Annotated in this window: 14 protein-coding genes; 4 read left to right on the plus strand and 10 right to left on the minus strand. The window is 45.8% G+C overall.

Features of this window, described 5'->3' with window-relative positions:
• Positions 1-51: 51 nt before the first annotated feature.
• Positions 52-1,323 carry a Gfo/Idh/MocA family oxidoreductase gene (locus K339_RS0112505; RefSeq protein ID WP_028523880.1) on the minus strand — a complete coding sequence of 424 codons (1,272 nt, stop codon included), beginning with the start codon at positions 1,321-1,323 and terminating at the stop codon, positions 52-54.
• Between the two features lie 302 nt (positions 1,324-1,625).
• Here K339_RS0112505 and K339_RS0112510 point away from each other — a divergent pair, with 302 nt between their 5' ends.
• Complete coding sequence (locus tag K339_RS0112510; protein ID WP_028523881.1) at positions 1,626-2,066, plus strand: hypothetical protein; 441 nt, start codon at positions 1,626-1,628, stop codon at positions 2,064-2,066.
• A 111-nt stretch (positions 2,067-2,177) separates the two neighbouring features.
• Here K339_RS0112510 and K339_RS0112515 read toward each other — a convergent pair whose 3' ends face one another.
• The 5 genes from K339_RS0112515 to atpA all read right to left on the minus strand — a co-directional run bounded on the left by K339_RS0112515 (position 2,178) and on the right by atpA (position 7,351).
• Positions 2,178-3,005: an FkbM family methyltransferase gene (locus K339_RS0112515; protein WP_028523882.1), complete on the minus strand. Its 828-nt coding sequence runs from the start codon at positions 3,003-3,005 to the stop codon at positions 2,178-2,180.
• Between the two features lie 75 nt (positions 3,006-3,080).
• Complete coding sequence (locus K339_RS0112520) at positions 3,081-3,554, minus strand: nucleotidyl transferase AbiEii/AbiGii toxin family protein (RefSeq protein ID WP_028523883.1); 474 nt, start codon at positions 3,552-3,554, stop codon at positions 3,081-3,083.
• Positions 3,555-3,864: 310 nt separating this feature from the next.
• Positions 3,865-4,755: an ATP synthase F1 subunit gamma gene (atpG, locus tag K339_RS0112530; RefSeq protein WP_028523885.1), complete on the minus strand. Its 891-nt coding sequence runs from the start codon at positions 4,753-4,755 to the stop codon at positions 3,865-3,867.
• Positions 4,756-4,825: 70 nt separating this feature from the next.
• Positions 4,826-5,746, minus strand: a complete 921-nt coding sequence (locus K339_RS0112535; protein WP_028523886.1) for a class I SAM-dependent methyltransferase — start codon at positions 5,744-5,746, stop codon at positions 4,826-4,828.
• Positions 5,747-5,773: 27 nt separating this feature from the next.
• Positions 5,774-7,351, minus strand: a complete 1,578-nt coding sequence (gene atpA / locus K339_RS0112540) for a F0F1 ATP synthase subunit alpha (protein WP_028523887.1) — start codon at positions 7,349-7,351, stop codon at positions 5,774-5,776.
• Positions 7,352-7,656: 305 nt separating this feature from the next.
• On the opposite strand from atpA, the gene K339_RS0112545 reads away from it, so the two are divergent.
• A complete protein-coding gene (locus tag K339_RS0112545) occupies positions 7,657-8,469 on the plus strand; it encodes a DUF5672 family protein (RefSeq protein WP_028523888.1) in 813 nt (270 codons plus the stop codon).
• A 21-nt stretch (positions 8,470-8,490) separates the two neighbouring features.
• Positions 8,491-9,681, plus strand: a complete 1,191-nt coding sequence (locus tag K339_RS0112550) for a glycosyltransferase family 9 protein (protein WP_028523889.1) — start codon at positions 8,491-8,493, stop codon at positions 9,679-9,681.
• A gap of 130 nt (positions 9,682-9,811) precedes the next feature.
• Here K339_RS0112550 and K339_RS0112555 read toward each other — a convergent pair whose 3' ends face one another.
• The 4 genes from K339_RS0112555 to K339_RS0112570 all read right to left on the minus strand — a co-directional run bounded on the left by K339_RS0112555 (position 9,812) and on the right by K339_RS0112570 (position 17,487).
• The gene (locus tag K339_RS0112555) at positions 9,812-12,523 is read right to left on the minus strand and encodes a family 78 glycoside hydrolase catalytic domain (RefSeq protein ID WP_028523890.1); all 2,712 of its coding nucleotides are present in this window, start codon (positions 12,521-12,523) and stop codon (positions 9,812-9,814) included.
• A gap of 238 nt (positions 12,524-12,761) precedes the next feature.
• Positions 12,762-14,288, minus strand: a complete 1,527-nt coding sequence (gene purH, locus K339_RS0112560) for a bifunctional phosphoribosylaminoimidazolecarboxamide formyltransferase/IMP cyclohydrolase (protein ID WP_028523891.1) — start codon at positions 14,286-14,288, stop codon at positions 12,762-12,764.
• A 219-nt stretch (positions 14,289-14,507) separates the two neighbouring features.
• A complete protein-coding gene (locus K339_RS0112565; protein WP_028523892.1) occupies positions 14,508-16,544 on the minus strand; it encodes a M13 family metallopeptidase in 2,037 nt (678 codons plus the stop codon).
• Between the two features lie 109 nt (positions 16,545-16,653).
• Positions 16,654-17,487 (minus strand): alpha/beta hydrolase, encoded by an 834-nt coding sequence (locus tag K339_RS0112570; RefSeq protein ID WP_028523893.1) that lies wholly within the window; start codon positions 17,485-17,487, stop codon positions 16,654-16,656.
• 376 nt (positions 17,488-17,863) lie between these two features.
• Here K339_RS0112570 and K339_RS0112575 point away from each other — a divergent pair, with 376 nt between their 5' ends.
• Complete coding sequence (locus tag K339_RS0112575; RefSeq protein WP_028523894.1) at positions 17,864-20,623, plus strand: DUF1553 domain-containing protein; 2,760 nt, start codon at positions 17,864-17,866, stop codon at positions 20,621-20,623.
• Positions 20,624-20,720: the final 97 nt, after the last annotated feature.

The following is a 20,720-nucleotide window of genomic DNA, read 5'->3' on the forward strand; positions in this document are numbered from 1 at the left end:
TGCGAAAAATTAAAAATTCGACATTCTAAACTCGTTATTCGACATTTAAAATTACATAGTCCAAGGGCCGCGCATGGGTTGGTCGATGAGGCGATTGGCTCCTTCGTCGTCCACAAAAAGCTGCTTGACAGGGTCAAATTTGAGCGAGCGACCCAAACGCAACGCCGTTAATCCCATGTTCACAATCGTACAAGAACGGTGGCCATTCTCTTCGTTGAGCGCAAATTTTTGACGTTTTCTTACCGCTTCGGCAAAGTCAGTTACTTGAGGCTCTGGGTCGGGGAAAGCGGCTAATTTTTTCTCCAAATCAGGAATATCTGACCTGAAATTGGGGTAAAGTTTGCCTTTTGGTCCTTCGATATACGGAACGTTTTCGTCTTTTCCTTCGCCGTCGAGAATGATTTTACAGCCGTCGGCGTAGGTATATTCGATACGGCGCCAAGTGCCTACGGCGTCGGTATGTTGCTGTGGTGCATCAATTTCCACGCTGATGGGGCTGGTATCGTCTTTCCCGAGGAAATACTGAATAGGGTCTAAATAATGTTGCCCCATATCACCCAAGCCACCGCCGTCGTAGTCCCAGTAACCACGGAAGGTATTGTGGACGCGGTGGGCGTTGTAAGGTTTGTATTGCGCAGGGCCAAGCCACATGTCGTAGTCAAGGTCGGCGGGAACGGGTTCGGGCGTTAGGTCAGTTTTGCCAACCCAGTAAAACTTCCAATCGAAGCCCGTGTGGCGACTTACGGTGACTTTGAGCGGCCAGCCCAACAGCCCACTTTCTACCAGTTTTTTGATGGGACGAACGGTAGAGTTCATGCCATAAAAGTTGGACTCGAACCGAAACCAAGTGTTGAGGCGGAAAATCCGACCGTGTTGCTGCACAGCTTCCACCAAGCGTTTTCCTTCGCCGATGGTTCGGGTCATGGGTTTTTCGCACCATACGTCTTTGCCTGCGCGGGCGGCGTCGGCGGCAATGATACCGTGCCAGTGGGGGGGAGTAGCTACGTGAACAATGTCCACTTCGGGCAATTGAATTAGTTCTCGGTAATCCCCAAAGGTTTTTACGCCAGAGGCATTGGTGCCCAGTTCATCGAGGGCTAGTTTGATGTGTCGTTTGTCCACATCGCACACGGCCACCACGCGCGTACCCGCGTACGGAATGTGGCCACGACCCATGCCGCCTACGCCGACGATTCCTTTGGTAAGTTGGTCGCTAGGAGCGAGATAGCCTTTGCCCAGCACGTGCCGAGGCACAATAGAAAACGTGGCTAAGGTAGCCAGCGAACCTTTGAGAAATTTTCTCCGAGAAGTCTGTGAGGTCATAGCAGATAGTCAATTAGGTGCTTATGTCAGTAAGGCAACAGTGACTATACATTACTCATTTTTTTTAAAATAAGGCCAAGGGTTATTGAAGAAAAATAGAAAAGGAGGAGAAATACCCAAGCTTTGACCGTTTAATCAATTTAAAACTAAATTCATTTGAAAATTAACGACCTAGTACTATCTTTGGTCGTTGGTATGCAAAAACATACCTAACTGTTGCGCATAGTTCAAAAGAGAGACTGTTCGACGTTGTGAAAGCTTCGCGTCAGTTTTCTTTTTTCGTTTACCAAAAAGAATGGTACATGAAACTGTTTTTTAAATTCATTTTTGCTTATGTGAGCGTTATATTGGGAATTGTATTTCTGGTGGTATCACTTGTCATTTTAGACATAATAGGTTGTTCTAAAGAAGAAGCCGTTGAGTTTGCAGAGTTTAAAGTAACGGATGTTTCCCAACCTGTTGAGTTTATAGATTCTATATCCAGTAGAAAATGTGATAATTTTTTAATGGATGGATACGTAAAAATGAGTGCAACAATCACAGGTGAACTTGATGGGCGGGCTAAAGTTCTTTATGGTGTTGGCCCTGATACAACCATTTATCTTAACCATTTTTTTATAGAGAAAGGGGAAAAAATAAATTTCCAAACCGAAGGTGATCATTACAATGATAAATTGTGGTTAAGATTTGAGCCTTTGGATTGTAAAAAGGGACACTTAACCATCAGGACAAAAATACATTAATCACAAAAAAGTAGAGGACTAAAAGCCATACCTCAAAACAAAAACATCTGTCTTAAAGCAGACAGACGTTTGGCAGTGAAAATCGTTGGAGAGCAGTAACTGCCCATTTGCTTACTTAGGCGTAGCGTAAATATTAATGGTTTTTTTCCAGTTGACAATTTCTTCCTTGGTGTTGATTGGAATAACCTCAGCGGTTGTTTCAAATTCTTCGACGTAATAAATTTGGTATCCGTGCTGGGCAATCGTCGTAAAAAGCTCCATTTTTTCAGCATCGGTATTTTTTCCAAAGCTTTCGGCTACGATTACAGGTTTGTATTGAGCTATTAAATCAGAAATTGATTTGAGGATTTCTTTGTCATAGCCTTCGGTGTCTATTTTAATAAAGGACAATTTAGGCAACCATTCTGCATAATTTTTTTCTAAAAATTGCTTCATTGGTACCCCTTTAATTTTTTCGGGGTGGACAAATTTGCCATGACGGCTATCTTTGGTGGGCGAAATCCCTCCGTTGACAAAGGAGGCTTCGGAAGAAATAAAATAGAACTCTTCTTCTTGAACCGAAATAGCAAACGGCAAAGGGTGAATTGTTGCTTTATCTTGATTGAGCAAAGCGTTTTCCTGTAGAATTTTAAATACGTAAGGGTTAGGGTCAAATCCTAAAACAAGCCCATTTTTTCCCGCTGCTAACGCCATCGGGACGGTTGTATCTCCAATATTTGCCCCAATATCAATGGCCAAATCCCCTTCTTTGATAAACTGACGGAAAAAATCGACGGTTTCTTGTTTTAGCCCAAGTGGCGTAATGAATGGATTTGTCCATTCTGCAAAATCAACTTTGCCTTCTTTTTCCAAATAATATTGCTGAAGGCGGGATGGATACTCTTTGGTAAAACGTCGAGCTACTTTTCGTCGAAATGAGTTTTTGAAGTAATTAAACATAGAAATGATGATTTTAGAGAAGATTCAATGGAATATATGGCGAATCGACCATCGAAATTTGAATGCTTTTTAGATTTAAAGTAAATGCTCAATATCAGATAGGTCTTTTGGTCTGCCCGTAATTTTTTTGTCTGCTATCAAGTCTTCGAGGTTTATAAATGGAATCTCAAGGTCATTTCCATCAAAAACTTGTTTTCTTATATATGATTCGCTGAATTTTAATGGAACATTTATTCGTGGTAAGCAATCAAGGGTATAGTAGTCAAATTCAAACTTGAAAAATGAATTTTTTGGATCTGGATTTGGCTCTTCTATGTACGAAGTAACATCTTTACCAAGCTCTTTTACAGCTCTAAGAAGGGCATAGTAATTCTCATAAGTAGGATTGTACCAAATATCAATATCAGGTTTTTCAGTAATTTCACCAGCCATATTGGTAGAAAGCCTAGAGTGGCCATAGAAAGCGACTGCCATACCTCCAACAACTAAGAATTGTACACGGTGTTTATTTAAAGAGGTGAAGATGTGCGAAATAGGGCTGTAACTCATGCTATCCCTTTGGTGTGGGCTTGTGATTTTTGGAGGTTACGTTTTTTTTTTGTTCATCCCTAATATGCCCCATGAAGGTATCGAACATAGCGTGGCGCTTCATTACCTCAGTGGCATTAACTGAATTTATTGAAGTTGTGCTATCTTTCATTTCATGAAAGCTACTATATTTTTCTTTCTTATTCATATGAAAGTATTTCTTCGATTATACAAATATACAAAATAAGTGAGAAATCAGTTAATAATGCGAATCACAAAAAAAGCCTGTCTCGTCGAAGACAGGCTTTTAAATATAAAAATCGTTGGGGGATTAGCCTTGGGATAAGGCTTCGGCACCACCCACGATTTCGAGGATTTCTTTGGTAATGGCCGCTTGGCGTGAGCGGTTGTATTCCAAACGCAACGCTTTCAAAAGCTCTTGAGCGTTGTCGGTGGCTTTGTCCATCGCCGTCATACGCGCACCGTGTTCCGAAGCATTAGATTCGAGTACAGCACGGTACAATTGAATTTTGAGCGTCTTAGGAATCAAATCTTGCACGATTTGCTCTTCTGATGGCTCAAATACGTAGTTAGCGCCTGAAGCAGATACGTTTTGTGATGCTGTTTCGTCAGCGACGATAGGCAAAAACTGTTCGGTACGGATGATTTGGGTCGCAACGTTTTTAAATTCGTTGAAAACCACTTCTACCGCGTCGTATTTTCCAGCTTCAAAGTCGGCCATGATGCTTTCAGCGGCTTCTTTTACGACGCCAAAGCTCAAACGAGTATATACATCCATGTAGGTTGTATTTACGTTGAAGCCCCTGCGCTGAAATGCTTCACCTCCTTTTTTTCCCAACGCCAAAATCTCTACATTGCCTTTGGCAGCTTGCGTAGCGTATTTTTCGTTGATGAGAAGGTTGGCGGCTTTAGCGATATTGGAATTGAACGCCCCACAAAGGCCACGGTCAGAAGTAACAGTGACAATCAACACTTTTTCTACCGAACGGACCTGCTTAAATGGGCTTTCTGCGGCGGTTTCAGCTCCTGCTGATACCGTTGCAAGCATTTCACTCAACTTCTTGGCGTAAGGGCGCATCTGAATGATGGCGTCTTGCGCACGGCGAAGTTTAGCGGCGGCCACCATTTTCATGGCCTTCGTAATTTGTTGCGTCGAATTAACCGACGTGATTCTACTGCGAACTTCCTTCAGTGAAGCCATTGTGTGTTACCGTTAACTGTTATTTGTTAATAGTTTCCGTATAGGATAAAACTATTTAAACTTACTGCTTTTACTTGGTTTTTCTCAGCCAAATACTCGACCCTCGTCCGCGTGTGGCGTAGGTTGGCATGTGCTTAGATAGCCATTCTGAATGAAACGTTTGAAGAAAATCGTTGTAAAACAACACTTCAAACTGATTTTGGTACATCAAAAATGCCCGCATCATGTAGGCTTCGTTCCAGCCAAAACGCCCGTTTCCGTCGATTACCCACGCTTTGGGATACTCAAAAGGATAAAATACGTCGTGAACGTGAACGATAACCCCAGGTTTGAGGCGCGGGAATATCTCGAACAAGAAATAGTTGACGTCGCTTCCTGTTTTTGATACGTGGGTCGAATCAATAAACAAGATGTCGTTTTCGCCTAATTGCTCAAAATACTCCACAGGAATATCCTGCAATGTTTTTTCAAAAATGGTTGTCTGTTGGCGATCGGCGGGTGTCAACAACGAATACAAACGGTCGGGATAAGGCTCAATAAATGTGAACTTTACGCTTTGGTTCAAAAAACGTTCGTTGGTATCCAACATCACAGCCGACGAAAACCCAGATCCTGCTTCAATGATGTGCTTGGGCTTAAAATGCCGCATCATGCAATGCAGCGTGGTGGCGTCGGCGTGAATAAAATATTTGTTGACAAAATAATACCGAAAGCCTTCTTGGGGGTTGTCCGTAAACGGAACACTCCCAAAGTAAGACGAGGCAAACGTCTGCATCAAGGCGACTTGCGCTTCTTCGCGAAGATCAATACCTGGCAACGTCCGTGGAGGAGGTGTGGGGTAAATCTGTTCTTCACGTTTACGTATTTCGTCCACCGATACAATCGGGCTATAAAAATGCCCTGCGGGTACCCGTGTGCGATATTTTCCGATAAATCGGGCTACGTCCCCAATGAGGGGCGTAGCCTTTACGATTTCTTTGATGCGAGACATTCGATATGAACCTGCTAATGCAGTAAATTAAGCGTATTTAGGAGCGAGTTCGCGACCTAGTTTTTTGATAGTATCTGTTACTGAATCGTCCAATTTACCAGCGCCCAATGCTTTCAACACTTCTGGATGCGAGGCTTTCAATTGGTGGATAAATTCGGTTTCAAATTCTTTTACTTTTGAAACGTTTACTTTATCCAATACCCCGTTGATAGAAGCATAGATAATCGCTACTTGGTCGCCTACACTTACTGGTGAGAACTGACCTTGTTTCAAGATTTCTTGGTTGCGGCGACCACGGTCGATGGTCAATTTAGTAGAAGCATCAAGGTCTGAACCAAACTTGGCAAACGCTTCCAATTCACGGAACTGCGCTTGGTCAAGTTTAAGCGTACCTGCTACTTTCTTCATTGACTTGATCTGTGCGTTACCACCCACGCGAGATACCGAGATACCTACGTTGATGGCTGGACGGATACCTGCGTTGAAGAGGTTTGATTCCAAGAAAATCTGACCATCAGTGATCGAGATTACGTTGGTTGGAATATAAGCCGATACGTCACCCGCTTGTGTTTCAATGATTGGAAGGGCGGTCAATGAACCACCACCTTTTACTTTGTCTTTCAACGAAGGTGGCAAGTCGTTCATGTTTCTCGCAATTTCATCCGAGGTGTTGATTTTCGCGGCACGTTCTAGCAAACGGCTGTGAAGGTAGAATACGTCTCCTGGATAAGCTTCGCGGCCTGGTGGGCGGCGGAGCAAAAGAGATACCTCGCGGTAAGCAACGGCTTGTTTTGACAAGTCATCATAAACTACCAAGGCAGGACGGCCAGTGTCGCGGAAATATTCCCCGATGGCAGCACCTGTAAATGGCGCAAAGAATTGCATTGGTGATGGGTCTGCCGCCGACGCCGAAACGATAACAGTGTAGTCCATTGCTCCATAACGACGGAGGGTAGCTTCTACTTGCTTCACGGTAGATGCTTTCTGACCGCAAGCTACGTAGATACAATATACTGGCTCACCTTTGTCGTAGAATTCTTTTTGGTTGATGATGGTATCGATACAAACGGCTGTTTTACCAGTTTGACGGTCACCAATCACCAATTCGCGTTGGCCACGTCCGATAGGAATCATGGCGTCAATTGATTTGATACCTGTTTGAAGAGGCTCAGTTACAGGCTGACGGTAGATAACCCCTGGTGCTTTACGCTCAAGAGGCATTTCGTACGTTTCGCCTTGGATAGGTCCCATACCGTCGATAGGTTCCGCAAGCGTGTTTACTACACGTCCGATGATTCCTTCACCTACTTTTACAGAGGCGATTTCGCCAGTACGTTTTACGGTATCACCTTCTTTAATTTCGGACGATTCGCCGAGCAATACCGCTCCGACGTTGTCTTCTTCGAGGTTGAGGGCAAGGGCTTTGAGGCCATTTGCAAACACGAGAAGCTCTCCTGCTTGTACTTTGGTAAGGCCATAGATACGGGCTACACCGTCACCTATTTGGAGCACCGTACCTACTTCTTCGAGTTGGGCGTCGGTTTTGGCTCCTGCCAATTGTTCCCGAAGTATCGCCGAAACCTCATCCGGTCTTACAGCTACCATATTATGATATAAAGTTTATAGTGATTCATAAATTTGCCGCAAAATTAACGATAAATTTTCTTTGATAATAGGTGAGCGTATAAAAAATGTACAATTTTTTGCTAAATAGTAGGTAGATGCTCTTGTGAGACCAAACAGCCTATTTTTGAGGCCAAAATTACGAAGCATAACTACCGAGAGAATAAACCCCCATCGGAGGCTGATTTGAAAGGGTATCGGTAAAATTTTATTTTGGATGCACTTTTTCTTGTACCTTTGAGGGTCTTTTGTTACCCCAAAAAAATCAGCACCAACCCAGAGGTGGTATGAATCCAGTCGTCGTCGTTATTCCCATTTACAAATCTGAATTTACTGCCTACGAACGGATTGCTTTTGTTCGGTGCATAAAAGTATTAGGAAAACATCCCATTATTATCGTTAAACCACAGTCGCTGAATCTAGAGTTTTTACGAGATGTATGGTCGAAATTAGGGTTTGAGTCTTTTGATGACGATTATTTCAAAAGTGTTCAGACTTACAACCGATTGATGCTTTCGACGGAGTTTTATGAGCGTTTCGCTAGGTATGAGTACATGTTGATTTACCAATTGGATGCATTTGTGTTTCGGGATGAATTGCTAGAATGGTGCCAGAAAGGCTACGATTACATTGGAGCACCTTGGCGTCTTGAACGCGATTTTTCTTCGGTAACGGACAAGCTGATTTTTCGTCTCAAGAAACAATTGGCGATTTGGTTTGATTTGCGCGACAAACACCGAAACAATCAACCGTTGGATGTGATTCTCAAAATGACCGTTGGTAACGGTGGTTTTTCGCTTCGTAAGGTTCAGAAAATGCTTGATATTGTGCGTTCACAACGCCCTACCATTGAGCGTTATTTGGCAGGGAAAGGCTCTTTTTACAATGAAGACGTCTTTTTTTGCATCGAAATGAACCGATACTTCCAGCGGGTACGGGTACCGCATTGGCGCGAAGCATTGCGGTTTGCGGTCGAGGATAAACCTTCCAAATCGTTTGAACTCAATGGCCAAAAGCTTCCTTTTGGATGCCACGCTTGGGATATTCATGAGTTAGAGTTTTGGAAAGAGAAATTTAGCCAACTGGGTTACACTTTGTAAATAAAGAACTATAATTGATTGATGAAGCGATATTACAGCGGCACCCCTCGCGAGACCATTCCAATGCGTTTGACTGATTTTTTTATAGATGCCTACGCCAGGTGGTTCTATAAAAGGAGAGAACGCGGGTCTATTTCGAGTAATCCTAAGGTGTTAGTAGCTTCATTGGGGCACATGGGTGATGCGCTGACGGTTTCGTACCTATTTCCGCTGATTCGTCAAAAATATCCCAATGCCATCATTGATGTGATTACCCCGACATGGTGCAAGGCCGTTAATGAAGATAATCCTTACATTCGTCAGGCCATTTATCTCGACCACATCTTGAGTAATCGTGCCAGAAGCAGTAACTGGCAGAAAATCAAGCAGTTTTATGCTACTTTCAAAACGGCGATTGCTATTTTAAAACAGGAAGAGTATGATTATTATATTGACGTACGCACCTCCAACGCGGTATCTCATTTTATCCTGCCTTTTACGAAAGTGAAAAAAGCGATTGGATTTAATCGACGAGGGCAGGGAGGGTTGCTTGATGTGGAATTGACGTTGCCCGAAAATACGTGTTTTCACCATTTCGATACTTATGCTGCGCTCTTGAAAGAGATGAATATTACGGCCAAACTCGAAGATGTAAAACCGTATTTTCATATTCTTCCGTCAGTTTCTTGGGAATCTGTTGGGGCCAAACTCCCATATCCACTGGTCAATTCCTACGTTATGCTTTTTCCCGAAACGGGAGAGCCGCATCGACAAATGAGCCTTGCTTTTTGGGCAGACATTGTTCGGAAAGTTTTGCAAGAATCGTCTTATTCGGTAGTGTTTTGTGGTCAGACTGATTTATCTGCTCGTATTATCAACGAAATAAATCCCTCGGTTGGCGATTCAAATCGCCTTTTGAATGCGTCTCGGCTATTGTCGATTCAGGAGCTGGCATTGGTGGCTACCCAAGCTGAATATGCCTTAACGCTTGATTCTTTTCCTGAACATTTGGCCTGTATTTTTTGTAAAACCATAACTATTTATCGGGTTTCGGGCTTGCCGTTTTTCCCAATTGCTAATTTTTCCGCATTGCTCTTCCACGGGCATCAACCCAGCGTGGGAATTGAATACGTCCGCAAAAACGTTGAAATCCACTACTATCCCGAAACTGATATTCCTGAGGTGAAAAATAAGATTGCGGAACGAATACTGCTAGAGAAAGTTATTAGCTAGTCGCCAGTCGGGTTGTGAGCAACCCTTGGCACGGGCTTTCGGGTTGTGAGCAACCCTTGACACGGTTTTCGGGTTGTGAGCAACCCGACTCACGGTGCGGAGGGGTGCTCACAACCCGACTAATTCATTCCTACCATTCAAACAAATACTCTCCACTCCCCACTTCCAATGCCCCTTCTACAAGCTTTAGTCGTTGGGTTTGAGCAATTTGATTTAGTTTGTCTGCACCAATAGCAGGAAGCTTGACAAGGGCTTTTGAATTGGCGGGTACGTTTACTTTTAAGGTAGTTTTTCCGTTTTGCTGTTCCCACGATGACGCAATCGTCCCGTACGGGGATTCATAGGAAGCTTTGGTGGAAGTAAACCCGCCGCCAGGTTTGGGTGCAATTACAAATTTTTTGAAACCTGGCTCTATCAAGTCAATCCCTGCCATGTTTTGATACATCCAATCGCCAATGGCGCCGTAGGCATAATGGTTGTAGGAGTTCATACTAACATCCTGAAAACTTCCATCGGGTTTAATGCCGTCCCAACGTTCCCAAATTGTGGTTGCCCCTTTCTTGACGGGGTAGAGCCACGACGGATAAGTTTCTTGGTTGAGTAGGTCGTAGGCAACGTCGTTTTTACCAAAACGAGTCAGGACGTGACACAAATAAGGCGTACCCAAAAAGCCAGTTGTAAGGTGGTTGCCGTGCCGTTTGATGTCTTGTACAAGCCGCTCAACGGCCTGCGGACGGAGGTTTTCTGGTAATAAATCGAAATGAAGGGCTAAAACATAGGCCGTTTGTGTGTTACAGACGAGTCGGCCGCTTGGCGATACGTATTCCTGTAAAAAGGCTTTTTTGATGTTTTGATATAATTCTCCGTAAAGGACTGCATCCGTTGCTTTTCCCAAGGTAAGAGCCGCCTTTGACGTGAGATGGGCGGAATGCGCAAAAAAGGCGGTGGCGATAAAATCATTATCAGTGACGGGTTCGCCAAACTGAGCCGCTCCACGGTACGAAAGCCAGTCACCGAAGTGTTCGCCATTAGTCCAAAGAATCTTTGAACCCGCATTTTTACGCACATACTCCACCCATTTTTTCATGGATTCGTACTGCGTTTCCAACAAACGGCGGTCAGAATAAACTTGGTAAAGTGTCCAAGGAGCAATCGTGGCGACGTCGGCCCAGCCTGCTGATGACTTAATGTCGTCGGGATTTTTGTTTTGAATCACATCGGGTACAACGTGTGGAACGCCCCCGTTGGGTTTTTGATCAATCGCCACGTCGCGAAGCCATTTAGTGAAAAATCCTGCCACTTCTTTATTAAACGTAGCGGTGCGAACAAAAGCTTGGGCGTCGCCTGTCCATCCTAGTCGTTCATCTCGTTGCGGACAATCGGTAGGGACATCCACAAAATTGCCAATTTGCCCCCAAACAATGTTTTTTTGGAGTTGATTGACAAGAGGTTTTGAGGTTTCAAACGTTCCTGAATTGGGGAAATCGGAGTGAATGACTACGCCCGTGAGGTTGTCGAGCGAAGGAGCGGTTGGCAAGCCTTCGATACGAGCATAACGAAAACCCATAAAAGTAAAGCGGGGTTCGTAGGTTTCGATGCTGTCTCCTTTGAGGATATAAGTAAGTTCGCATTTAGCAGAACGCAGGTTGGCGGTGTAAAAATTGCCTTTTTGGTCGAGGACTTCGGCGTGGGTAATGCGGATTTTGGTGCCAGCAGGGCCTTGGACGCGTAAGCGTACCCAGCCCACCATATTTTGTCCAAAATCATAAACAGTTTCTCCCGCTGGGGTTGTAATTACTTTGAGGGGTTTCAACTCTTGGGTACGTCGTACGGGCGGGCCTGCGGGGGCAATGAGGTTGTCTTTGGGGTAGTTTCCTACGCGAACATTCCACCAAGAACTTTCGTCAAAGCCGATGGCTGCCCAACCCTTTTTCTCCAAACGCGCGTCGTAGGTTTCGCCATTATAGAGGTCGTTTTCGCGGACGGGGCCGTTGTTGGTGGCTTTCCAGGTTTCGTCGGTACCGATGATTTGTTCGGTTCCGTCTTCGTATTTTATCACTAATTGGCTTAGAAGCGCGACGCGTTCGCCCCAGACGTTACGGTTGTTTTCCCAAACCAAATAGCCACGGTACCAGCCATCACCGAGTATGGTGCCAATCGCATTGTTTCCTGCTTGAATAAATGCCGTGACATTGTAGGTGAAATATTGAATACGAGATTGGTAGGCTGTCCAACCTGGACTCAAAACGTCCTTGCCGATGCGCTGGCCATTGATGTACATTTCGTTGAGGCCACGGCTGGTGACGTACAAACGCGCAGAGGCTATTTTGCCTTTGGGTTTGGTCGTAAACTCTTTGCGGAGAAGAGAAGCGGGTTGTTGTTTCTTGAAATCAATTCCTTCTTTTTCGGGTTCAATCCACTTGGCTTGCCAGTCGGAAGAGGCCAAAAGCCCCATTTCAAAGAAATTAATGGCCGATTCTGCCACGTTTCCGTAATTATCGACGACTTTGACTTTCCAGAAATACCGTTGGCGGCTTTGGAGGTTAGGGCCTTGGTAATCAATGAGGTGAGAGGCGTCGGAAACAACGTCGCCCGATTGCCAAATGAGTCCTTTTTTGGAAAATTTATCGTCTTTTGAGACTTGGATTTGATACGATTTTTGGAGGGTATTGCGCTCCTTGGAAAAGAGTTTCCAGCTAAAGCGAGGAAGGAAAGCATCGATTCCGACAGGATTGGTTTTATACTCCACTCGAAGTTGCTCGACGCGCAAAGGCGAAGGTGTGGGCGCTTGTCCAAGAGCCGAAAGCGACAAACACAGAAAAAATAATAAAAAGCGATTCATTTGGCAAAAACAATTGATTTACTAGATAAAGGCTGAAAGGAGGAGAATCTACACGAAAGAAAAAAAGCGGTGGCTAGTTTCTAAACCAGCCACCGCTTTTTGAAGAATATATAATTGGTGAAGTAGTGCGAATCGCGTGTGGAGGCTTGTTTACCGTGCGGAGGGTTGCTCACAACCCTCTACTACGAATACGGTCGGGTTGTGAGCAACCCTCCGCACACAGTGCCCTCTACACTATCTAGTGCTTAAAGTGGCGTACGCCTGTGGTCACCATCGCCATGTCGTTGGCGTCGCAGTATTCAATCGAATCTTTGTCGCGGATAGAGCCCCCTGGCTGTACTACGGCTGTGATACCTGCATTGTGCGCGATTTCGACGCAGTCGGCAAACGGGAAGAACGCATCCGAAGCCATTACCGAACCTTTCAAATCAAAACCAAACGAATTTGCTTTTTCAATGGCCTGACGAAGGGCGTCCACGCGCGAAGTTTGTCCCGTACCACTCGCAATAAGTTGGTTTTCGTTGGCCAACACAATCGTATTCGATTTGGTGTGTTTACACACTTTCAACGCAAACTCTAATGCTTTTACTTCAGCGTCAGTTGGGGCTACTTTCGTCACCGTTGTAAACTGAGAAGCGGTTTCTACCACCAAATCTTTATCTTGTTCGAGTACCCCGTTGAGGATGGTTTTGAACATTTTGGTAGGCAACTCAATGTTTTTACGCTGGAGAAGAATGCGGTTTTTCTTCGATTGCAACAACGCCAACGCATCTGCTTCGTAGGCAGGAGCAATCAAAATCTCCATGAAAAGTTTATTCAATTCTTCGGCCGTTGCTAAGTCCACCGTCGTGTTGGTGATAATCACGCCACCAAAAGCGGAAACTGGGTCGCAGGCCAAGGCATTTACGTAGGCTTGATGAGCCGTGGCAGCCGTTGCTACACCACAGGCGTTAGTATGTTTGATGATGGCAAAGGTTGGTTCATCGCCAAACTCATCGATGAGTGAAACGCAAGCATCGACGTCCACTAAGTTGTTGTATGACAACTCTTTTCCGTGAAGTTTATCGAACATCGCATCCAAGTCACCGTAAAAAGTCGCCGCTTGGTGCGGGTTTTCGCCGTAGCGAAGGGTAACCCCAGCCCCCCAGCCCCCAATGAGGGAGTCTTCTTTTCCCTCCGTTGCGCCCAAAAACCACTGATTGATGGCGGTATCGTAATGGCTTGTAGTGGCAAATGCCTCTTGGGCATAACGACGACGGTCGGCGAGGTCAGTGGCGCCGTCTTTTTCAGTAAGAATGTTGAGCACGTCAGCGTATTGATTCCGCGACGAAACGATGAGAGAATCTTGGAAGTTTTTAGCACCTGCCCGAATCAATGAAATACCGCCAATGTCGATTTTTTCGATGATGTCTTCGGCACTAGCACCCGAAGCAACGGTTTCCTCAAAAGGATATAAATCGACAACCACCAAGTCAATCGAAGGGATGTTGAACTGAGTGGCTTGGGCCAAATCGCCAGCATCGTCACGACGGTACAAAATACCTCCAAAAACAGCAGGGTGAAGCGTTTTTACGCGGCCTCCAAAGATAGAAGGGTAGCCTGTAAGGTCTTCCACAGCAGTCACAGGAATTCCCATGTTTTCGATGAACGTTTGTGTTCCACCCGTTGAGTACAACTTTACGCCGTGTTGGTGGAGGAGTCTTACGATTGGTTCAAGACCGTCTTTGTAATAAACCGAAAGTAAGGCCGATTGGATTTTTTTCATTGGATTGGGAGTTTGCGCACTTCAAATTGTTGCTTCTAAATCGTGTTTTTTGGTTTAAAATACTTTGATTATTAGGCAATTAGTGCGGTATGTGGTGGTAAAATAACTAGGGATGACTTAGTTGTAAAAAATGAAGCCGCAAAATTACGGCTTTTATAACAAAAAATCGCCTTGTCGATGAAGACAAAGGCGATTTTTAGGGTAAAAAATGAGAATCAATTACCAAATTTTCACTCGGTTGGCTTCGGGGCGGTACATTTTGTCGCCAGGTTGCACGCCGAATGCTTTGTAAAATGGCTCAAAATTGGACAACGGGCCATTGGCGCGGAACTGTCCAGGAGAGTGTGGATCGGTGTTGACTCTCAAGCGAAGGGCTTCGTCGCGGAGTTTGGCGCGCCAAATTTGCCCAAAGGCCAAAAAGAAACGTTGGTCAGGCGTAAAACCGTCGATTTTTTCGTTGCCTTTGCCTTGCTTGGTAAATGTCTTAAACGCTTCGTAAGCGACCGAAAGCCCACCAATATCTGCAATGTTTTCGCCTAAAGTCAGCTGACCTTTTACGTGCAAATTATCCAAAACGGTAAAGCCGTCGTATTGGTCAATCACCACTTGGGCGCGTTGTTTAAACTGGTCGTTGTCGTCTTTTTTCCACCAATTCTTCAACATTCCCATGTAGTTATACTGACGTCCTTGGTCGTCGAATCCGTGCGTCATTTCGTGGCCAATCACGGCACCGATGGCCCCGTAGTTGAAGGCGTCGTCGGCTTCGGGGTCAAAGAATGGCCACTGCAAAATCCCCGCTGGGAACGCGATTTCGTTGCGCAATGGACTATAGTAGGCGTTCACCGTTGGCGGCGTCATGCCCCATTCGGTTTTATCAACGGGTTTGCCCAAGCGTCCCAACATTTCTTCGTAACGCCATTTGCCAAAGGCCCGCACGTTGCCGTAAAAATCATTGCGTTTTACGTTAACGCCTTCGTACGTTTTCCATTTTGACGGGTAGCCGATTTTGGGCGTAAAAGCATTGAGTTTTCGTAGTGCTTCTACTTTGGTTTCAGCAGTCATCCAGTCGAGTTCATTGATGCGTTTTTCAAACACCTTCTGAAGGTTCGCTACCAACTCGTCCATGCGTTTTTTTGCTTCTGGTTTGAAGTGTTTTTCCACGTAAAGCTGCCCCAATAAATCGCCCGCGAGGTTGTCGGTAAGGCTCGAAATTCGCTTCCAGCGTTCTTGTTGCACTTTTTGGCCGTTGAGGGTTTTGCCACTGTACTCAAAACTAGCTTCAACAAAAGGTTTGCTGAGGTAGTTGGCCGCGCCACTGATGACCGAAAACTTCATTTTGGCTTTCAGCGTTTCGATGTTGGCTTTGGGCAACCACTCGTTGAGGGCTTCGTAGTACTTTGGCTGACCTACGATAATGCTATCGGTTTTCATGCGCATGGTCGTCAGCGCGCTCACCAAATTGAGGTTGGGTACTTTGGCGGCAAAGTCTTTGGTCGCAAATTTATTGTACATCGCCACAGGGTTTCTCATTTCGATGCGCCCCATGTGGGTAGCGGCGATTTGGGTTTCTAGCGCCAAAATATCGTCGGCCAACTGTTGCGCTTTGGTAGCGTCGGTGCCCGTGAGGGTAAACAGCGTCGCGATGTATTTTTTGTAGGCATTCCGAACCTTGATAGTAGGCTCGTCGGTTTTGGTGTAATAGTCTTTTTCGGGAAGTCCCGTGCCCGTTTGGCGCATACTTACGATATACGTATCGGGGTTTTTGGCATCTTGCCCAATGCCTGCACCAATAAATGTGCTTCCTCCGTCTTGGGGGTGAGTGGCAGAGTAACGGAGTAAATCTTCGTAGTTTTTGATTTTGTCGATTTCGGTCAAAACGGCTTTAATGGGTTCGTAACCAAGCTTTTCGATGGCAATGGTGTCCATGCCCGACGCAAAAAAATCGCCAACGCGCTGTTTGACACTGCCCTTGGGAGATTTGCTCGCGGCGGCCTCTTCCAAAATGGCTTTGAGGTGTTTAGAATTGCTGTCACGAAGAATATTGAACGAACCCCAGGCTGTTTCAGAAGCAGGAATGTCGGTTTTCTTCAACCAGCTACCGTTAGAATACAAGAAGAAGTCCTCGCGTGGGCTAACGCTCAAATCCATGCCAGATAGGTCGAGTCCTTTGTTGGGTTTGGGGTCGTCTGATTTGACGAATGCGACAGAAAGTGCCCCTGCGAGCATCCAACTTGCCGTAAATCGTAGTCTTTCCATTTTTGGGTTGTTAGTTTGAATGATTGTTGGGCAAAATTCCGCATTAACCAAGGAAAACCGATGGCATATAGCCCACTTTATGTACTAACCCGACGATTTTGTCGATAAATCAGTCTTTTATATCATGCTCCAACCACCCCAAGGTAAAGTTAAAGACTTCCAATTTTTGAGGTTCGTTGTGAATTTCGTGGTACATCCCATGCCACTTTTTGTAAGTGACTGCACCACCGACGCGCCGAGCAAATTCTTCGCTTGCAGGTTGGGAAGTGAGTAAGTCTTCGTCGCCGTGCATGATGAGGGTCGGGACGGGCATGGCACCAGTGTATGAATTGAGAAAAGCAGCGGCTTCAAGTAGCCCAATGCTCGCGGAGGCAGTGATTGTTCCGTGAACCAACGGGTCTTTTTTATACGCCTCCACCACGGCGGGGTCTTTGGAAATGTGGTCTTGTACCAAGCCACTTCCTTGCGAAAATCCTGGGAGTACCTTGCGAAAAAGTTTACCGATGGTCACCAAAATAGGTTTCGGTTCAAACGCCAGTCGAATCCACGGCCCTGTCGCAATAAGTCCTTGGATAGCAGGTTTGCGTCGGATGGTGTAGTTGAGGACTAAATTGCCACCCATCGAATGTCCGTAGAGATAGATAGGTAGCTGAGGGGCTTGTTGTTGGGCATAGTTGAGGAGGGTTTCAATGTCACTGAGGTAGGCATCGTACGAAGGGGCGTGGCCTCGCTTTCCCCCTGATTCGCCGTGACCTCGGTTATCCATCGAAACGACGGAATAGCCATTTTGGTTAAAAAATTGGGCTAAATGCGCATAGCGACCACAGTGTTCGCCAAATCCGTGAATGAGTACGATGACTGCTTTGGAAGAAGGTGCGAGCCAAGCGCGCGTAAAAAGCGAGGTGCCGTCGCTGGCCGTAAGGGTAGTAGTAATTTCAGACATGGTTAAGGAGTTTTTGGGGGAAGATACAGAATTTGCGTCTATATCCATTCTAAAACACATAGAGCACCTTAGAATTTTCATGTAGAAAACATAGCTATCTTCTCTGTGTTCTATGTGCAAATTCTATCTGAACTATGTGTTCACAAAGTAGCTGAAAGCAATTGATTGAGAAAAAGAGAATCCAATCTAAAACACATAGAGCACCTTAGAATTTTCACATAGAAAACATAGCTCTGTTCTCTGTGCTCTATGTGCAAATTCTATCTGAACTATGTGTTTACAAAGTAGCTGAAAGCAATTGGTTGAGTGAGAAAAAGAGAATCCACGCCTTTTATAAATGGAAAGGCTAGATTTGATTTTTGAAGAAAACAAGAAAATGAAATCAAAATGGATATTGACGGGAGCGGCGGCGGTTGTGCTGCTAAGTTCCTTTTCGTTTTTAGGAATTTTTAGTCACCAAATCAATTTTAATGAGGAGGTAAAACCCATTTTGAACAAGCACTGCATGGCGTGCCATGGTGGGGTTAAAAAAGCAGGAGGCGTGAGCTTTTTGTTTGAAAAAGACATGTACGACCCTGCCAAATCGGGAAAACCTCCTGTGGTGGCAGGAGACGCCGAAGAGAGCGAAATGATGCGTCGGATTTTGCTGCCCGAAGGCCACGAAGATAAAATGCCCAAAGATGGCCCTCCGCTTTCACCAGAAGAAGTTGAGATTCTCACCAAATGGATTGACCAAGGGGCGAAGTGGGGCAACCATTGGGCGTACAATCAAGTTGAGCGGCCGAGTGTGCCTTCTATTGGTAGCTTTTGGGCGCGATTGGGCCTCACCGACGATGATGAAACGCGTTGGGCTAAAAATGAAATTGACCATTTTGTGCTGGAAAAACTGCGCGAACAGCAGCTAAAACCCGCTGCCGAAGCCGACCGCGCTACGCTGATTCGTCGAGTTAGCTTGGACTTGACGGGATTACCGCCGACGGATGCCCAGGTCCAGCGATTTTTGAAAGATACTTCTCCCAAAGCCTACGAAAATGTAGTGGATTCGCTCTTGGCTTCGTCGGGCTACGGGGAGCGGTGGGCAGGAATGTGGCTCGACTTGGCCCGTTATGCCGATACCAAAGGGTACGAACGCGACCCTGGGCGAAGCATTTGGCGCTACCGCGATTGGCTCATTAAGGCATTCAATGAAGATAAACCGTACGATAAGTTTGTGGTTGAACAATTGGCGGGAGATTTGATCCCTAACCCGACCGACGCGCAGTTGATTGCGACGGGTTTTCACCGCAATACGATGAACAACGACGAGGGAGGAACGCAAGACGAAGAGTTTCGGGTAGCGGCGGTTATCGACCGAGTGAATACCACTTGGGACGTTTTTCAGGGGACGACATTTGGGTGTGTGCAATGCCACAGCCACCCTTACGACCCGTTTACCCACGAAGAATACTACAAATATTTGGCCTTTTTCAACAATACCCGTGACGAAGACGTGACGAGCGATACGCCGACGCTGCGTTTTTATGGAAAAGAAGATTCTGTACGGGTGAGTAAAATAGAGCAGTGGATAAAAGTCCATCAAGGACAAAAAGGAATGAAATTGTCCGATTTTCAGCGCTTTTCGCGAATTATGGAACCCAAGGTCAATTCGCACGATTTTGACCAACACGTCAATGCGTCGTTGTTGGATGCAAAATACTTTGGGATACAAGACCAAGGAACGGCGCGCTGGCCCAATGTGACGCTGACGGGTAAAAATAGGTTGTTGCTGAACATCGGTACCAACGCCGAAAATGCGCTCTTACAACTTCATCAAGATAGCATTAAAGGCAAAGTCATTCTTTCGCTCGAATTATCAAAAGTAGGAGATACCGTGATGGTGTTGCCTGTAGCTCCTGATGCGGGAAAACGTTCGCTATTTTGGACGCTCCATAGCCCCAAAACGCCCAAAGAATGGGTAAGAATCAAGTGGGCGGCATTTCAAGAAGCACTGCCGCCAGGGAAAGACGAAGCAGGGTTTGCGGAGGTGGAAAAACTGTACGCCGAAATTCTGACGGGTGGGGTGGAAAGTACGCCCATTATGTACGATGGACATGGCGATTTGGTGCGTACGACACACGTTTTTGAACGGGGGAATTGGACTGTCAAAGGCAAGAAAGTAAACCCTGACGTGCCCAACCTCTTTAGAGAATCGGGGGCAAAAACCGCTTCCATGAAAAACCGCTTGGATTTGGCCAAATGGATGACTTCACGGGAGCATCCACTCACGGCGCGGGTAGCGGTGAATCGGATTTGGGAGCAGCTATTTGGAACGGGAATCGTCGAAACGGTCGAGGATTTTGGCTCGCAAGGAATTACCCCCACCCACCAAGAATTACTGGACTGGCTGTCGGTGGAATTGATGGAAACGCATCAATGGAGCCTCAAAAAACTGCTCAAACAAATCACGCTTTCGGCTACTTACCGACAAAGTGCCGCCGTTACTTCCGAAAAATTAGCCCAAGATCCGTTCAATAAATGGCTCTCGCGGGGGCCGAGGGTGCGCCTTTCGGCCGAGCAAATTCGCGACCAATTGCTTGCCACGAGTGGTTTGTTGTCGCGCAAAATGTACGGGCGTAGCGTGATGCCCTTGCAACCCGATAATATTTGGCTGTCGCCCTACGATGGGGCAAAATGGCAACTAAGCGCGGGAGAAGACCGCTACCGTCGGGCGTTATATATTTATTGGAAACGGACGGCTCCTTATCCGTCGATGGTGATGTTTGATGCCCCAAGCCGTGAATTTTGTCAAGTAAGGCGCATCCGAACCAATACGCCGTTGCAGGCATTGGTGACGCTCAACGACCCCGTTTATTTGGAAGCAGCACATTGTTTTTCGGAGGGAATTGCGGCAAAGTATGCGAGCCCACAGGAGCAAATTCGCGAAGCCTATCGTCGCTTGACGTACCAATCCATCTCTCCCAAACGTTTACAAGTTTTACTTAATTTGTATAACAAATCATTGGCAAACTATCGAAAAGATACTAGCGCTACCAAAAAACTTTTGGCCAACGATGGCAACGCCACGCCCGAACTGGCTGCATTGACCGTAACGGCCAATGCCATGCTTAATTTGGATGAAGTAGTAACAAAACCCTAAGGGCAATGACAGAATGTCGAGGGTAGAGTGCAGAATGTCGAATAAGTGTGCTGAGGGTTGCTCACAACCCGAATTTTTGAGTGTCGAATGCAGATGG

Source organism: Runella limosa DSM 17973 (genome assembly GCF_000482465.1).
Taxonomy (GTDB): Bacteria; Bacteroidota; Bacteroidia; order Cytophagales; family Spirosomataceae; genus Runella; species Runella limosa.

What these genes read in the sequence shown, in the direction of transcription:
- K339_RS0112565 (WP_028523892.1), bottom strand. Translation starts at nt 16,544, where the DNA reads ATGGAAAGACTACGATTTACGGCAAGTTGGATGCTCGCAGGGGCACTT.
- atpA (WP_028523887.1), bottom strand. Translation starts at nt 7,351, where the DNA reads ATGGTAGCTGTAAGACCGGATGAGGTTTCGGCGATACTTCGGGAACAA.
- K339_RS0112515 (WP_028523882.1), bottom strand. Translation starts at nt 3,005, where the DNA reads ATGTTTAATTACTTCAAAAACTCATTTCGACGAAAAGTAGCTCGACGT.
- K339_RS0112570 (WP_028523893.1), bottom strand. Translation starts at nt 17,487, where the DNA reads ATGTCTGAAATTACTACTACCCTTACGGCCAGCGACGGCACCTCGCTT.
- K339_RS0112555 (WP_028523890.1), bottom strand. Translation starts at nt 12,523, where the DNA reads ATGAATCGCTTTTTATTATTTTTTCTGTGTTTGTCGCTTTCGGCTCTT.
- atpG (WP_028523885.1), bottom strand. Translation starts at nt 4,755, where the DNA reads ATGGCTTCACTGAAGGAAGTTCGCAGTAGAATCACGTCGGTTAATTCG.
- K339_RS0112505 (WP_028523880.1), bottom strand. Translation starts at nt 1,323, where the DNA reads ATGACCTCACAGACTTCTCGGAGAAAATTTCTCAAAGGTTCGCTGGCT.
- K339_RS0112520 (WP_028523883.1), bottom strand. Translation starts at nt 3,554, where the DNA reads ATGAGTTACAGCCCTATTTCGCACATCTTCACCTCTTTAAATAAACAC.
- K339_RS0112535 (WP_028523886.1), bottom strand. Translation starts at nt 5,746, where the DNA reads ATGTCTCGCATCAAAGAAATCGTAAAGGCTACGCCCCTCATTGGGGAC.
- K339_RS0112510 (WP_028523881.1), top strand. Translation starts at nt 1,626, where the DNA reads ATGAAACTGTTTTTTAAATTCATTTTTGCTTATGTGAGCGTTATATTG.
- K339_RS0112575 (WP_028523894.1), top strand. Translation starts at nt 17,864, where the DNA reads ATGAAATCAAAATGGATATTGACGGGAGCGGCGGCGGTTGTGCTGCTA.
- purH (WP_028523891.1), bottom strand. Translation starts at nt 14,288, where the DNA reads ATGAAAAAAATCCAATCGGCCTTACTTTCGGTTTATTACAAAGACGGT.
- K339_RS0112550 (WP_028523889.1), top strand. Translation starts at nt 8,491, where the DNA reads ATGAAGCGATATTACAGCGGCACCCCTCGCGAGACCATTCCAATGCGT.
- K339_RS0112545 (WP_028523888.1), top strand. Translation starts at nt 7,657, where the DNA reads ATGAATCCAGTCGTCGTCGTTATTCCCATTTACAAATCTGAATTTACT.